The sequence below is a fragment of the Bradyrhizobium sp. SZCCHNR3119 genome, assembly GCF_032487775.1.
Taxonomy (GTDB): Bacteria; Pseudomonadota; Alphaproteobacteria; order Rhizobiales; family Xanthobacteraceae; genus Bradyrhizobium.
In genome coordinates, this window is record NZ_JAUEUV010000002.1 from 256,048 (window position 1) to 272,264 (window position 16,217).

The window sequence follows — 16,217 nt, forward strand, 5'->3', positions numbered from 1 at the left end:
ATCCTGGACCCGCTCGTCAAGCAGCTCGTGCTTTTTCATCACAGGTCCGCGCTGCCGGTTGCAGGCCGAAGCAAATCGAACGGCCGAGAAGGCGGCGCGAGCGGAAATGGCTCACCGGAGCAGGTGCGGGCGGCCGGCAGATCGCGGAGACGTGGAGAATTGGGATGCGCAGCTTGGGCGTCGAATCGTCCAGTCGCTTTCCTGATTTCTTAGAACAATTCGTTAAATTATTGAGGGTAGTATCAAATCGCCGCGACCGCCGCGCGGCCAAATAGCCGGGTGCCGCCCTGTCACCTGTTCCCTGGGGCCTGCGCGCCCGGTTATTTGCCGCTCGCCAATCCTACTATTTCAGCGCGGTCTGCCGCCCGGTCTATAGACCGAGCGCCTCGCGCAGCGGCCCAAGGAACTTCTCGTATCGCTTCCAGCTTCCAACCGAGCGGCGGTAGAGCGGCTCACGCACCTGCATCAGGCTCGCGGTGCGCACCGCGCGCTGGGTGCTGTGGAAATCGCGGCAGGCGTCTTCCCATTCCAGGCCGCAATGGGTCAGCACGCCGCGCGACGTGACCTCGAGATCGTCGACCAGGTCCTCATATTGGACGTCCATCAAGACGCCGGGCGGAAGCACCTTGTGCCAATGCGCCATCACGGCCTCGTAACCCCGGTAGTAACGGCCGAGCTCGGTCAGATCGTAAGCGAAGGGCTGGCTGCCGGTGAACAGCAGCGAGTAGCAGGAGACGCAGGTGTCGAGCGGATCGCGCCTGACATGGATGATCTTGGCGTTCGGAAGCGCGGCATGGATCAGGCCGACGAACATGAAATTGAGCGGCATCTTGTCGACGATGCGCTCGGCTTCCGGCGCGAGCGCCCGTACCCGCGCGGTGTACTGCTGCCCGAGCTCCGTCATCTGCTCCGGGGCGAGCAGAGTGATGAGTTCGGGATAGGCCGGGAGGACGCGCTGGCGCTTGGCGCATTCGCCGATCAGGTCCTTGAAGGTCTCGAGTTCGCCGGCCCCGAACACCTTGGAATGGCTGGCCAGCACCTGTTCCATCAGCGTGGTGCCGGAGCGCGGCATGCCGACGATGAAGATCGGCGACCAGGAGGCGTCGCCGTGCCCTGCGGTCGACCGGAAGAATTCCGGCGTGAACTTGGTGGCGATATTGGCCATCGCCGCCAGCCGCTGGCCTTCATCATAGTCGAAGGTTTTTCGCTTCAGCGCATTGCCCTTCTGGAGATGGGCGAATGCGGCGTCATGGTCCTTCAGATCGGCCAGTGCCTTGCCCATCGCGAAATGGGCGGCAATCTGCTTTTCCTGGTCGAGCAGATCGACGCGGCCGAGCAGGCGGTGCAGGCCGGGCAGGCGGCGGTCGTCCGGCTTGAACTTCGCCATGTTCGCGAGGTTCAGGTGGATCGGAGCCTCATCCGGCGACAGTTCAAGCGCGCGTTCGAAGGCCGCAGTCGCTTCGTCGAATCGGCCGAGTGCCTGATAGGCCACGCCGAGATTGTTGTAGGATCCGAAGCGATCCGGTTTGATCTTGAGGGCGAGCAGGTTCTGCTCGATCGACTCCTCGAGGCGGTTGAGCTCGAGCAGCGCGTTGCCGAGATTGCCATAGGCATCGGCATATTCCGGCCTGCTCGCGATGGCCTTCTTGTAATGCTCGATGCCGCGCTCGGGATGACCTTGCCGCAACAGGACATTGGCGATGTTGTTGTGGGTCTCGGCGTGATGCGGGCTATAGTCGAGAACCTTCAGGTAGCATTTCGCCGCCTCGATGTCCTTGCCTTCGGCATAGTGCAGGTTGCCTAGCGCGAAATGCGCGTCGAGGTGCTGGGGCTTCAGGGCAATCGCCCGCTTCAGCATCGCCATGGCTTCGTCGCTCTTGCCCTGGCTCTGCAGCGTCATCGCATAGGCGTAGAGGATGCCAGGATGATCGGGCGCGAGTGCCAGCGCCTTGAGATAGTAGCCGACCGCAGCCTCGAACCGGCCAGCCGAGGCTTCGACCGCCCCGAGGCTGCCATGCGCCTCGGCGGAGCGCTCATCGATGGATGCCGCCTGGAGAAAATGACGCCTGGCCTCGTCCAGACGATTGGCCTGCGTGCAGATCGTTCCGAGGCCGACCAGGGCGCCGAAATGATCCGGCTGACTCGCCAGGATGAAGCCGAACAGTTTCTCGGCATCCTCGTGGTCGCCGCGTTGCTGCAGCTTCTTCGCGACGGTGAACGCTCGTTCGGCCTCCGCCTTCAACGCACCCTGCCGGGCGACGAGATCGATCGGGCGCGCGCGGTTGGGCTCGGCGATAACAGGCGCAACGACATTGCTCGGCGCGGGACGAGTGGCCTCTTCTTGCGTGACCGCGGCAGTGTCGGTGGGCGCGATGCTCGGACCGAGCGTGTCGAACAACGGCTTGAGCCGATCGCCGTAGAGTCGCCAACGGCCGACCGAACCGGTGAAAAGCGGCTGCCGGACTTGGACCAGGCTCGCGGTGTTCACCGGCCGCTCGGTCTGATGGAACGAAAGACATCGGGCGTCCCAGTCAAGGCCGCAATGCGCTACGATGCGGCGTGCCTCGGTCTCGAGGTCACGCACCACGTCTTCGTAGGTGACTTCCAGCATGACGCCGGCCGGCAGCACCGCGCGCCAATGATCCATGAGCGCATCATAGGCCCGATAATAGCGTCCGAGTTCAGCGAGGTCATACGCAAAGGGCTGCGGCTCGGCGAACAGGATCGAATAGCAGGAGAGGCAGGTGTCGATCGGATTACGCTTGACGTGAATGATCTTCGCACCCGGCAGCGCGAGATGGATCAGACCCGCGAACAGAAAGTTCGAAGGCATCTTGTCGACAATGCGCTCGGCTGCCGCATCCAGACCGGCGAAACGTGCCAGATAGGCCTTGCCAAGCTCGCGCAGATCGCCATCGGACATTCTTGCAAGCATTTCCGGATATTCGCCGCGCGTGCGATCGGCGAACAGCTCCGTACTGGCGGCAAAATAATTGACTTCCCCGGCACCCTCTGCCGCAGGATGGCTGGCCAGGATCTGTTCGATCAGGCTCGTGCCTGAGCGCGGCATGCCGATGATGAAGACTGGCCGATTTGAGGGCTCGCCCGTTCCCGACCGGGCCTCGATGACGTCTCCGTTGAAGACGCTGCGGATGCGCTCCAACTGCTGAAGGGCTTGGTTCTCGTCATAGCGGATGCGTCGGCGCTCGAGGCGGTTGGCCGTGTGGAAATGAAAGAGTGACCGCTCTGCGTCCTTGATATCGGCGTAGGCCCGGCCCAGCGTGAAGTGCAGCACGATGCGCTCATGCTCAGCCAGCGTCTCCTCGCGCCGCGCCAGATCCTGTAGAGAGGGCCAACGCGGGTCGTCGGCCATAAATCGCTTGATCGCCGCGTAGTTGAGATGGATGCCGGCATTTTGCGGCGCGATCCTGAGGGCAGTCTCATAGGCCGATGCGGCCTCGTCCAGCCGGCCGGCGATCATCAACACGCTGGCGAGATGATTGAGCGTCTTGGTATCGCGCGGCGCGTGCGCAAGGGCTGCCTGGTAGCTGGCCACGGCATCGTCGAAACGGTTCATCGCCCGCATGGCGTCACCGCGATTGCGATAGGCATCGGCATAGCCGGGCTGCTGGCGGATCGCCTCGTCATAATGTGCAATGGCCTCACGATGCGTCCCGCGCGACTGCAGCGCGTTGGCCAGATTGTTGTACGCCTCGGGAAAGATGGGGCGTTCGGAAATGGCGCGCTCGTAGTGGAAGACGGCGGCGGGCCAGCTGTTCGTCTCCAGATAGAGATTGCCGAGATTGAAATGAGCGTCCGCCGATTGAGGGCTCAGCGCGAGCGCCTGTTGAAAACTGCGGATCGCGGCGTCGAGCTGCGCGGTCGCGTGATAGCAGCCGCCGAGATTGAGCAGCAGGGCCGGCGCCTGAGGGTCGATCGAAAGCGCGCGCTGGTAGTGTGTAATCGCATCGTGATGACGGTCGAGCCGCCGACAGGCATCTCCAAGTCCGGCGAAGCCCGCCGCAAGATTCGGCCTGAGCGCGATTGCGGTCTGGTGACAGGAAATCGCGCGTTCGAGTTGTCCGAGCTGTTGGTAGCAGAGTCCAAGGCTATTGTGCGCATCGGCATGGCGGTCATCGATCGCAATGGCGCGTTCGAAGTGCGACGCTGCATTGGCGGCGTCGCCGAGATTGGCATACGCCTTGCCGACCATCAGATGTGCGTCGGCGGATTGGTCGGCGAGATCGGCGGCCTGGCCCAGCAGCCGGCGAGCCTCGTCCGTATCGCCGCGCTGAAGGCGGATCATTGCGAGGCTGCAGAGTGTTCGGACGTGGCGCGGCTGCACGGCAAGAAGCTGGCGAAATGCCTGCTCCGCCGCCTGCAAGGTGCTTTCCTCGGTGCCCGGACTGATGGAGGGGGAATGGGTAGGCGACGTCGAAATCAGACGTGGACGGAAAGCTACGGCTTGGTCGGTCATGAGAATGATTTGCCACGAGGTTGGACGCAGCCGTTGTCCGCACAGAATTAAGCGAAACGGAGGCTTGAGCTGAGCTTCACTGTGGCGGAGCCATAGAACCGTTCACCGCCGGGAGGTGGTCGCGATGTAAAAAAGCCGGCGCAGAACTTGCGTTCTGCACCGGCTGGTGTCGATCAATGATCGCCGGACGTCAGCCCCACACGTGGGCCATAACGTGATGGTGAGACATGTCGGCCTGCTGGGCCGCCGCCACTTCGTGGTGCTCGTGGCTGCTATGATCGTGGTGGTCATGGTGACCGCCGCAATGGCTGGCGCAGCCACCGTTATTGCCGCCCGTTGTGCCGCCGCCGGTCGAACCACCCGTGCCCGTGCCACCACCGGTGGTTCCGCCTCCAGTGGAGCCACCTGCGCCGGTCCCGCCGCCTGCAGGTGTTCCGCCGCCCGCCCCGGTGCCGCCTCCGGCCGGAGGCGTCGTGGCCGTACCGCCGGTGCCATTGGCGATGTTCGGGTTCGCCGTAACCGGGATGGCGCCCTGGGCCGTGCCGTGGATCGAGGTGGCTGCTGACACGGTGGTCGCCGTGCCGACATAGGTCCCGCCATTGACCGGAATGTTGTTGCCGGAGACGTCCATGGCGTCGGCGGCAAAACCCTGACCGGCGGCGGCGAGCATCGCCTTGTCGGCCGCGAGTGCCGCGCCGGTGTCGCCATTGAGGATACCCTGCAAGCCCTTCACCGAGGCTGCTGTATCGGCCTCGAGCGTACCGCTGAGCAGCTCGTTGTCGAAGCGGCCCTGGAATACTGCGCCCTGTGCCGCGTCGAAATTGGCGCCGAACTGCTGATAGTTCTGAATCTGTGTGATCAAGGTCTGGCTGGCCTGCGCGCCGCCGGTCGCGATCTTCTGCAAGGTCGCGTTGATGGTATTGGCCTCGGCCAGGAAAGCGGCCCAGAAATTGGTCTGCGCCTGGTTGTCCTGGAATTTGGTCACGGTGCCGGTGAGCCCGCCCGGATCCTCGGCAAAGCCGCCGGCATGGCCTGCGTTACCATTGCCGCCGGCCGCGATGTTCAAGTTGGCGTCGTTCTGGATGATGTCGATGCTGTCGAGCAGATTGTCGGCGGTGCCGCGCAGCGCAGCCTGGCTGCCATTCGCCTCCGCGGCAGCGTAGTTCTTGAGCTCGAGATTGACCTGGCCCAGCACCGTCTGCAGGTGAATCGTGGTCAGCGCGGCGGCAATCGAGGTTTCGCCTTTCTCGATCTGCGCCAGTTGGGTCTTGTTGTTGAGGATGGTGGTGAGGCCCTGCGACACCGCGGTGAGGTCGGTCGTGATTTCCTGCAGGTTGCCGGAATTGATGCCGCCGGAGGCCAGTTCGACGATTTTGTTGAAGACGACGCCGACGTCCTTGAGGCTGTTGCCGGCTGTCGCCGCGGCAAGGCTCGCCGGATCGTCGGCCCCTGCAGGCGAAGCTTGGAAGGCGACGTCGGTCGCGCCGGTGTTGGCCAAGTACGTCACATTGTTGAGCGCGGTCGTGAGGTGCGCGTCGTTGTGGATCTCCTGCAGGATCTCCTGCTGCACAGCATGAATGGTTTGATTGGCCGCGGCCGCGGTCGTGGCGTTGGTGATCTGCCCCGCCGCGTTGAGCAAGATCCCGAGCTGGGCCTCGACATTGGTGAGGACGGCGGTATCGGTGGCGTTGAGCGCGAAGGTCTTGCCACCGAGCGTGACCTGGCCGGGATTGGCCAGCATCGCGGCGATGTCGGTCTGCACTGCAGTGATGTCAGCTTGATAGCTGCTGAGGAAAGTGGGCGAGTTGCCGCTGCCGGCGAGACTGAACAGGCCGAGCGAGTCACGGACCGCGTCGTTGAAGACGACGCCGGCCTGCACCAAGTCGGTCGAGTGCTGCAGAGCGGATGCGCGCACCAGCAGGTTCGATGTGCCATTGGCGAGCGCGGTCGGACTGAAGTTGATAGGCGTCGGGGTGCCGCCTCCACCGCCGCCGGCCGGAGGCGTCGTCACCGTGCCGCCGGTGCCATTGGCGATGTTCGGGTTTGCCGTGACGGGGATGGTGCCCTGAGCCAGGCCGTGCACCGATGTCGCGGTCGAGACCGTGGTCGCCGAGCCGACATAGGTCGCGCCGCCGATCGCGATGTTGTTGCCGGAGACGTCCATGGCGTCGGCCGCGAAGCCTTGGCCTGCGGCGGCGAGCATCGCCTTGTCGGCGGCAAGCGCCGCGCCGGTGTCGCCATTGAGGATGCCCTGCAGGCCCTTCACCGCGGCTGCGGTATCGGCCTCGAGCGTACCGCTGAGCAGCTCATTGTCGAAGCGGCCCTGGAATACTGCGCCCTGTGCTGCGTCGAATTTGGCGCCGAACTGCTGATAGTTCTGAATCTGTGAGATCAGGGTCTGACTGGCCTGCGCGCCGCCGGTCGCGATCTTCTGCAAGGTCGCGTTGATGGTGTTGGCCTCGGCCAGGAAGGCGGCCCAGAAATTGGTCTGCGCCTGGTTGTCCTGGAATTTGGTGACGGTGCCGGTGAGTCCGCCCGGATCCTCGGCAAAGCCGCCGGCATGGCCTGCGTTACCATTGCCGCCGGCGGCGGTGTTCAGGTTGGCGTCGTTCTGGATGATGTCGATGCTGTCGAGCAGATTGTCGGCGGTGCCGCGCAGCGCAGCCTGGCTGCCATTCGCCTCCGCGGCAGCGTAGTTCTTGAGCTCGAGATTGACCTGGCCCAGCACCGTCTGCAGGTGAATCGTGGTCAGCGCGGCGGCAATCGAGGTTTCGCCTTTCTCGATCTGCGCCAGTTGGGTCTTGTTGTTGAGGATGGTGGTGAGGCCCTGCGACACCGCGGTGAGGTCGGTCGTGATCTCCTGCAGGTTGCCGGAATTGATGCCGCCGGAGGCCAGATCGACCACCTTGTTGAACACGACGCCGACGTCCTTGAGGCTGTTGCCGGCTGTCGCCGCGGCGAGGCTGGCCGGATCGTCGGCCCCCGCAGGCGAATTCTGGAACGCGACGTCCATGCCGCCGGTATTGGCGAGGAACGGCACATTGTTGAGCGCGCCGGAGAGATGAGCGTCGTTGTTGATTTCCTGCAGGATCTCCTGCTGAACCGCATGGATCGTCTGATTTGCGGCGGCCACCGTCGCCGCATTGGTGGTCTGTTGTGCAGCAGTGATCAGCGTTCCCAACTGGGCCTGCACGTTGGTGAGAACCGCAGTGTCGGTGGCGTTGAGCGCGAAGGTCTGGCCGCCGAGCGTGATCTGGCCGGGATTGGCCAACATGGCGGCGATGTCGTTCTGCACCGCATGGATGTCGGTCGTGTAGACGCCGAGGAATGGGTTTTGGTTGCCGCTGCCGGCTTGAGTGAACAAGCCCAATGAGGCGCGGGCCGCGTCGTTGAAGACGACGCCGGCCTGCACAAGGTCGGTCGAGAGGTTGAGCGCGGACGCGCGTACCAGCAAATTCGACGTTCCGTTCGCCAGCGCGGTTGGGTTGAAGGTATTATTCGCCATTATGAATCTCCCCGAGTTCACGCCGGCTCGTGCCTGGTCCTGGTACGTGTGACAGGCAGCCGAAGTGAGTAGAACGAACGCCCCGCAGCCGGCTCGACAGGACTAGGTGTCCCGCGTGCCAGGTGCGAATTATTCGCTCTATTGGGGCCAAAAGAAGCGTGGCGAAGTTCGCAACTATGTTGTTGTTCGGGCGGTTTCCGATTGTTGCCGTTCAGCGACGGATTGTTGCCAAGTCGTTGATCTCGTAGGTGTCATCCGAAGCACAGTCTGGGTCGATTCGACGGGCGTTGCATGTTGCAGCCCAGATGTCGCCCCGATTTTTCACTTGGTCTCGAGGAGGCCAGTGCAGAACGTCATTCTGCACTGGCCGCTCGCTCTCTGATCGTACTCGGAGGTGAGTAGCGGATCAGCCCCACATATGGACCATTGCGTGGTGATGCGCGGCGCTGGTGGCATGACTAGCAGCCGTGTTCGCTGAAGCGGCCGCCGTGTGGCTGTGGTGGGAATGGTGGCTGTGATGGCTCGCCGCTGTCCCATGATTGGCCGCCGTCGTACCGCCGCCCGTCGAGGTCGTAGTCCCGCCGCCAGCGGCCGTCGTGCCGCCGCCGGCTGACGTGGTGCCGCCAGCGGCCGCTCCACCGGCGCCTGCCGCACCACCTGCTGCGGCAGGCGTTCCTCCGGCCCCAGCCGCCGTCGTACCGGCTGCCGCCGTGCCGCCGGTGCCGTTGGCGATGTTGGGAGTCGCGGTCACCGGGATGGTGCCGTGGGCGAGGCCATGGACCGAGGTTGCCGCCGAGACTGTGGTCGCGGTGCCGACATAGGTCGCACCGCCGACCGCGATGTTGTTGCCGGAGACGTCCATGGCGTCGGCAGCAAAACCCTGGCCGGCTGCTGCGACCATCGCCTTGTCAGCCGCAAGCGCAGCTCCGGTGTCGCCGTTGAGGATGCCCTGCAGCCCCTTCAACGCGTTCGCCGTATCGGCCTCGAGCGTGCCGCTGAGCAGCTCATTGTCGAAGCGGGCCTGGAAGACCGCGCCCTGCGCGGCGTCGAAGGCGGCGCCGAAGTGCTGATAGTTCTGGATCTGGGTGACCAGGGTCTGGCTGGCCTGCGCGCCGCCGGTCGCGATCTTCTGCAAGGTCGCGTTGATGGTGTTGGCTTCGGCCAGGAAGGCAGCCCAGAAATTGGTCTGCACCTGGTTGTCCTGGAACTTGGTCACGGTGCCGGTCAGTCCGCCCGGATCCTCGGCGAACCCTCCAGCATGACCTGCTGTTCCATTGCCTCCAGCTGCGGTGTTCAAATTCGCATCGTTCTGAATGATGTCGATAATGTCGAGCAGGTTGTCGGCGGTGCCGCGAAGTGCCGTCTGATTGCCGGCGGCGGCAGCGCCGTCATAGTTGTTCAGTTGCAGGTTGATCTGTCCGAGCGCCGTCTGGAGATGGATCGTGGTCAGCGCAGCCGCGTTGGCGGTCTCGCCTTTTTCGATCTGGGCCAGCATGGTCTTGTTGTTGAGGATGTTGGTGAGGCCCTGCGACACCGCGGTGAAATCGTTGGTGATCTCCTGCAGGTTGCCTGCATTGATGCCGCCAGCCGCCGCCGCTTCCGCCGCGTTGAACACCGCGCCGACCGCCTTGAGGCTCGTGCCCGCCGTCGCCGCAGCCAGCGAGGCGGGATCGTCGGCGCCTGCGGGAACGTTCTGGAACGCAACGTCGGTGGCCCCGGTCGTGGCCATGAACGTCACCTTGTTCAGCGCAGCCGACAGGTGCGCGTCGTTGTTGATCTCGCCGAGGATCTGGCTCTGCACGGCGTGGATGGTCTGCTCGGCGGTCGCCAAGGTCGCGGCATTGGTGATGCCTGCCGCCGCCGTAATCAGCGAGCCCAGCTGGGCCTGGACATTGGTGAGAACCGCAGTGTCCGTGGTGTTGAGCGTAAAGGTCTGGCCGCCGAGCGTGACCTGGCCAGGATTGGCCAGCATCGCAGCGATGTCGTTCTGCACCGCGTGGATGTCGGTCGTGTAGCTGCCGAGGAACGGATTCTGGTTGCCGCTCCCGGCCAGGCTGAACAGGCCCTGCGAAATGCGGACAGCATCGTTGAAGACGACACCTGCCTGCACCAGGTCGGTGGACTGGTTGAGCGCGTCTGCGCGCACCAGCAGGTTCGACGTGCCGTTCGCCAGCGCGGTCGGATTGAACGTATTATTTGCCATTGATCATCTCCTCGAGTGGTCTCGCTCTTGGACCGACAGGCGGCAGCATGTGTCAGACTGTCGCAATACCGCGTCAAACTGTCGCGGATGAACTAATTGCCGCAATGGGGCCGAAACAAGCAGGGAGCGGTCCGCAATTATGATGTTGTTCGGGCAGATTGGGACCGTCGTGGCCGAGGGGCCGCCGTGACGTCACAATGATGTTCAGGCCGGATCGCGTTGCGGCGAGCTTTGCGCGGCGTGCGCCACCAGAACATCGGCCAATCGCGCCTGGCTCCAGGCCAGATCGCGCTGCAGGTCGGGGTGGTGCGGCGCCGAAGCCATGAGGTGCTGGACCAGACCGAGGCTGCGCCGGTACTGATCAGCCGCGCCCGCATGATCGCCCAAGGCGGTCAGCACCGCCGCAATTCGATTCCAGCTCACCGCCTGGTCGCGCAGGAGAGGAATGTTATCCGGCTCGGCTGTGGCGAGGCGCTGCATGATCGCGGCTGCTGCCTGATAGTCGCGCAGCGCGGACGCGTGATCGCGTTTTCCGGCCGCGTGGTCACCGGCACGGACATGGCTTGCGGCCAAATCACGGAGCGCTCCGGCGCGGGGCGTGATGCCCACCGCCATGCCTCCGCGAGGAATTCCGATCGGGGCCGGCGCGGGCAGGGCGGCCACCGTAAACGCCTCGTCGATCGGCGGCGCGAGGGCACCGGCTGTGCCGTGACCGAAGCCCGGAATCCGCGCCAGCGCCGCCTTGACCTGATCCGCGGTGATCAGGCGCGTGCACTCGAACTGACGCGGCGTATCCCGGTGACGCGGGCACCACAGGAAGTCGCCATGGTCGAAACGGTGGCGTACGTCGTTCCAGCAGCTGTTGCAGGCGTGATAGTTGATAACGCGATAGGGCGTGGCGAATTCGTTGACCGGATGGGTGAAGCCGCTGATCATCACGACCGGCGTACCCGCCGCCCACGCAAGCCAAGACAGCCCGCTGGACAGGCCAACGAAGGCCGCGGCGTGCTTGAGCCAGCGCGCGCGCTCCTGCAACGGCCGGTCGCCGGTCTCGTCCGCGGCGCCCTCGGGAATTTCGGTCCATACCATGCCGCGGCCGTGCCTCGGCTTCTGGTCGATGCAGACGACGCGGTAGCCGAGCGCCTTGATGTAGTCGACGATCTCGGGCCAGCCGTGAGGATTATTCCAATATTTGCATTGCGTCGTGGCCTGCACACCGATGCAGACATAGGGATCGGCGATCGGCCGTCCGGCGTCTGCAAGCGCGATGCGCGGCGGCTGCTCGGCGGGATCGACACCGAGAATATAGGCGGCGGTCCGGTGCAGTCCGACCTGGCGAAAGTCTGAAGGTTGATACGCCTGCTCATGGTCATCGAAGAACAGCGCGACGCTGTAGGTCGCGTAGAAGCGCGCTGGCTCGACGTCGACGTGAGAGACGAAGCGGACGTCAGGATAGGCGCCGCGGAAAAGAGGAATCAGCGGTTCGCCAAGGGCGCAGGTGAGCCGGCACCGATGCAGCTCCTTGAACCTCATCGCATAGGAAAGCCAGCCGATGATGTCGCCGATCGTGCCGACCGGAAACTGGATGAGGACGTCGCGATCAGCTGCATGGTAGTCGTGGCAGAGCACCGGTTCGTTGCCGCTCCAGACCTCGAGCCGGAAACGGACGAAGTAGCGCTTGGCGCTGTTGACATGGCCCGATCGCAGCTCGACTTCGTACAGCAGGTTGCCGGTGTCGAGATCACTCAGGCGAACGCGCCAGGGCCGGCCGGTCTCGGGCAGCATGACGCGGCAGCCATCGTTGAAATCATAGCGCAGACCCATCGGCCCGAGCTGAGTCGGTAACGTCGACGGTCGCGGCAGCCGACGGCTTCCGGCGGGGTTTTCGACTTGGTGCGTGGTCGAAGCATGTATCGGCGTTGCACCGGCGTGGCGCAAGGGCATGTCGGTTGCGCCAGACGGCGCTGGGGCGGAACTCGATGCCGTCCTGAGGCTCACGGCCCGGGCGCGCCTATTCCTCGACGAAGGCGCGACGCCACTGCTCCATGATGGGCCTCATCAGATAGCTCAGCATCGTGCGCTTGCCGGTCTGCAGGAAGACTTCGGTCTGCATGCCCGGGATCAACTGCGCACTGCCCAGGCGATGCCGCTCGTCCTCCGACAAGACGACCCGGACCGTGTAGAAGGTTGAGTTGCTGCGCTGATCCGTCGTGGTGTCCGGCGAGACGAACGAGACCTGTCCTGTGACCTGGGGCGTCGTGCGCTGGTTGAACGCCGAAAATCGAACGAAGGCGTCCTGACCTGTGTGCACATGGTCGATGTCCTTCGGCTGGACATGGGCTTCGACCTGGAGCTCATCGGAATCGGGAACGACTTCCATGATGGTTTCGCCCGCCTTGATCACGCCGCCGATCGTGTGGATCGAGAGCTGGTGGACGGTGCCCGAGTTCGGCGCTCGGATTTCGATTCGATCGAGCTGGTCGCGCGCGGCCACGCTTTTTTCGATCAGTTCGCCTTCCTTGGCCTGCGTCTCGCCAAGGTCCTTCACCACTTCGGTGCGGAAGTCCTGATCAGTCTTGACGATCTGCAGCTCCGCTTCGTTGATCTTCGATCGGGTCTCGGCGATAGCCGAGGTGAGCTGGCCGCGTTCGCCGTCGATCCGTGCTGCCTCGCGCTGCAGCGTCGTGAGCCTGGTCAACGGCACCAGCCGCTTGTCGTAGAGATCCTGCACCCCGGCCAATTCGCCGTTGATCAGCTCGATCTGCTTGCTCTTGGAGTCCGACTGGGCTTCCATGCCGGTGATCTCTTGATTGAGCTGAGCAATCCGTCCCTGAAGCAGGTCCTTTTGACTTTGCCGCGTGCTGAGACGCGCCTTGAATAGCGCATTCTCGGAGGCGATCACGCTGCGGACATTGGCGTCATCCGTATGAGAGGTCAGCTCCGGCGGATATTCCGGCTGCTCCAATCCGTCGCGTTCGGCGACGAGGCGGGCGATCTTGGCCCGCTGCTCGTTCAATTGTTTCGCGATCGCCTGCTGATTGGCCTGCACCTGCGTCGCGTCCAGCCGCACCAGGAGATCGCCGGCTGCGACATGCTTGCCGTTCTCCACCTTGATGCTCGCAACGATGCCGCCGGTCGGGTGCTGGATCGCTTTGACGTCGGACTGCACGACCAGATTGCCGGGCACAACGACGGCGCCGGCGAGCGGCACCATCGTCAGCCAGCCGCCTCCGAGCGCGCCGGCCACGAGCAGAACCCTCAGTCCGGTACGCAGCTCGTTCTCGAACATATGGCCGACGCGGGGGATCAGCGATTCGTCGGAGCCATCATCGAGCTGGGCCGCAGTGCCTTGACTGGCGATGAAAGTGACGCCTGTGGTGAGCGCCAGACTCGCGGTCCCGACCAGCCGGCCGACCCGCGTCTGCGGTTCGATTAAGGCCGGCACCAGCGCGCCTGCAGGCGGACGTCGGCTGGATTCCGGTGCAAGCTCGATGGTCGGGGCGGTTGCCCTCAAATTCATCGGCAGCGAACCGTCATCCCGCAGGACCGAACGCGGCCGCGACGGAGGCGATATTTCGGGCTCCCGCATCCAGGCTGGCCGCTGCTCGCGCATCGCTTCGGGATGACGCTGCGGGGCACGGGCCGGGCTCAATCCGAACAGCGACAGCGAGATATCGAAGGCCCGCCCCACCTTGCCCTTCTTTCGCTTTGCGAGGCGCTGTGCCGGCTTCTTGCGGCCGCCGCCGGCCGGCGGTGGTCTTCGACCTTTTTTGCTGTCATCGCGGGGAGCGCGCCGACCACGCGGATCGGCCGGCTCTTCGTCGTCGAATGCGCCTCGCAGGCGCTGTAGCTCCAGGATCAGGGCATCGCCCTGGGGACCGACCGTCCGGCTCTGCGGCATGCCGCGCCAATTGGGGTCGTTCTCATCGTACGGACGGAGGTCGTTGACATGTTTCATGCGGGAGCGCCTTCCGCGGTTGCCGCGCGACGAATGGCTCTTGCGTTCGGTGTGGGAGCCGCCTTCGCGACCGCCGGCGGAGCTTGAGCGGGCTTAGCTCCGGCGATGCGGGCGAAGATCTCCTGGCAGGGACCGAAGGCAATGGATTTGCCTTCGTAAAGCACCATCGCCATGTTCAGCACGTTGAGCGCGCTCGGCCGGTGCGAGATCACGATGACGATCGACTGCTTCTGGCGCATGATCGCAATTGCGCGGCTCAGGGCATTTTCGCCGTCGGCGTCCAGGTTCGCATTCGGCTCGTCGAGCACGATCAGGAAGGGGTCGCCGAACACCGCTCGGGCAAGCCCGATGCGCTGACGCTGCCCGGCAGACAACGACATGCCGCCCTGACCGATTCGGGTCGAATAACCTTCGGGCAGCCGCAGGATGATCTCGTGTACGCCGGCGATCTGAGCCGCATGCAGGATCGCATCGGAGCTCGCATCGTCGTCGAAGCGGCAGATATTGTCCGCCACGGTGCCGTCGAACAATGCGACGTCCTGCGGCAGATAGCCCACGTGGCGGCCGAGATCCTCGTTGCTCCATTGATCGAGCGCGGCGCCGTCGAGGCGCACCACGCCGTGCTGTGCGGGCCAGATTCCGACCAGCGCTTTCGACAGCGAGGTCTTACCCGATGCGCTCGCGCCAAGCAGGGCAAGTCCGGTGCCGGCCTTGATCGAGAACGAGATGTTCGAGACGATCGGTCGGTCCTGGCCGGGCGCCGTGACCGCAAGTTCCTGCACTGCGAGCTCGCGGCAGGGTCTTGGCAGCGCTACCGGCGGAGCCGGGGGTTTGGCAGTCGCCTTGCAGATGTCGCGCAGCCGAAGGATGCCCTGGCGCGCGGCGACCAGTTGCTTCCAGCTGCCGAGCGCGACTTCGACCGGGGCCAGCGCACGCCCCATCAGGATCGAGGAGGCCATCATGACGCCGCCCGAGGCCTGCTCGGACACGACGAGAGCAGCGCCAATGCCGAGCATGCCGGATTGCAGGATGAAGCGGAGCACCTTCGCGGCGGAGCCGAGATTGGCATATACGTCGCTGGAGCGGATGTTCTCTTTCAGGTAGCGCTCGTTGACGTCGGTCCAACGGGCCGAGAATCGCTGCATCATGCCCAGCGCGCGGATCACCTCGGCGTTGCGCTGCATCGCATCCGCCAGCACCTGACGCGCTGCGCTGGTCTCGCTCGCCGATTTGCTGGCGCGGCGCGACAGCCGCTCGGTCACGACCGTCATCGAGATGATGGCCGCGGTGCCGATCATGGCCGTGACGCCGATCAGCGGATGAAACATGAACAGTCCGATCAGGAAGATCGGAATCCAGGGCATGTCGAGAAACGCGGTCGGTCCCATGCTCGACATGAAGGCACGCAACTGATCGAGATCGCGTAGCGGCTGCTGCATCAGCATCGGCTTGGTGCCGCGCAAAGGCAGGGTTGCGAGCGCATGATGGATCGCATCCTGCAGGCCGGCATCGAACATTGTCGCCACCCGGCACAGCATGCGCGCACGCAGCGCGTCGAAATAGCCTTGGATCACGTAAGCGGTCAGAATCATGACCGACAGGCCGGCCAGCGTCGCCAGATTCTTGCTTGGGATGACGCGGTCATAGACCTGCATCATATAAACGGAGCCGGAGAGCATCAGGATGTTGATGACGCCGCTGAATACGCCGATGCCTGCCATCCGCCGTGCGGCTTGCCGCAGCCCGCGCGTCACGGGATCATCTCCCGCCGCAAGAAGGTCCGTTAAGCCTGCCGTCGCTCGTGTTCGCGGACGGTCTTGAGCGACACTCATTCGGTCGCGCCCTCTCCACATGTCGTCGGGATAATGATCGATCAGGCTTTGGTGACAGCCGATGCAGACGATTTTCCGGCAACAATGGGACGAGGGGAGATTTCTGTTGGAAAAACGAATGCGCGTCGGTCCTAAAAACGTAGTCGGGACGACGACAACAACGCAGTGCAAAAAAAATTCAGACGATGCGAGAGAAATTTGGCAGCGACAAATTTCGAAGGTCGCACAGAGAGTTCGGCCGT

The 16,217-nt window shown here is 64.1% G+C and carries 6 protein-coding genes; all 6 read right to left on the reverse strand.

What is annotated here, in order from left to right; all coding sequences use genetic code 11:
- Nucleotides 1-370 precede the first annotated feature (370 nt).
- The 6 genes from QX034_RS28475 to QX034_RS28500 all read right to left on the reverse strand — a co-directional run bounded on the left by QX034_RS28475 (nt 371) and on the right by QX034_RS28500 (nt 15,897).
- Nucleotides 371-4,477, reverse strand: a complete 4,107-nt coding sequence (locus QX034_RS28475; protein ID WP_315704072.1) for a sulfotransferase — start codon at nt 4,475-4,477, stop codon at nt 371-373.
- A gap of 190 nt (nt 4,478-4,667) precedes the next feature.
- Nucleotides 4,668-7,982: a hypothetical protein gene (locus tag QX034_RS28480; RefSeq protein WP_316196187.1), complete on the reverse strand. Its 3,315-nt coding sequence runs from the start codon at nt 7,980-7,982 to the stop codon at nt 4,668-4,670.
- A 406-nt stretch (nt 7,983-8,388) separates the two neighbouring features.
- Complete coding sequence (locus QX034_RS28485; RefSeq protein WP_315764184.1) at nt 8,389-10,185, reverse strand: hypothetical protein; 1,797 nt, start codon at nt 10,183-10,185, stop codon at nt 8,389-8,391.
- 204 nt (nt 10,186-10,389) lie between these two features.
- A complete protein-coding gene (locus tag QX034_RS28490) occupies nt 10,390-12,129 on the reverse strand; it encodes an autotransporter strand-loop-strand O-heptosyltransferase (protein WP_316196189.1) in 1,740 nt (579 codons plus the stop codon).
- Between the two features lie 67 nt (nt 12,130-12,196).
- Nucleotides 12,197-14,143 carry an HlyD family type I secretion periplasmic adaptor subunit gene (locus QX034_RS28495; RefSeq protein WP_315704068.1) on the reverse strand — a complete coding sequence of 649 codons (1,947 nt, stop codon included), beginning with the start codon at nt 14,141-14,143 and terminating at the stop codon, nt 12,197-12,199.
- Nucleotides 14,140-15,897, reverse strand: coding sequence for a type I secretion system permease/ATPase (locus QX034_RS28500; protein ID WP_315704067.1), 1,758 nt, complete (start codon nt 15,895-15,897; stop codon nt 14,140-14,142). The genes QX034_RS28495 and QX034_RS28500 overlap by 4 nt, the downstream gene beginning before the upstream one ends.
- Nucleotides 15,898-16,217: the final 320 nt, after the last annotated feature.

Bases quoted from the DNA above. Each gene is read 5' to 3' on its own strand.
- QX034_RS28475 (WP_315704072.1), bottom strand. From the start codon at position 4,477: ATGACCGACCAAGCCGTAGCTTTCCGTCCACGTCTGATTTCGACGTCG.
- QX034_RS28480 (WP_316196187.1), bottom strand. From the start codon at position 7,982: ATGGCGAATAATACCTTCAACCCAACCGCGCTGGCGAACGGAACGTCG.
- QX034_RS28485 (WP_315764184.1), bottom strand. From the start codon at position 10,185: ATGGCAAATAATACGTTCAATCCGACCGCGCTGGCGAACGGCACGTCG.
- QX034_RS28490 (WP_316196189.1), bottom strand. From the start codon at position 12,129: ATGCCCTTGCGCCACGCCGGTGCAACGCCGATACATGCTTCGACCACG.
- QX034_RS28495 (WP_315704068.1), bottom strand. From the start codon at position 14,143: ATGAAACATGTCAACGACCTCCGTCCGTACGATGAGAACGACCCCAAT.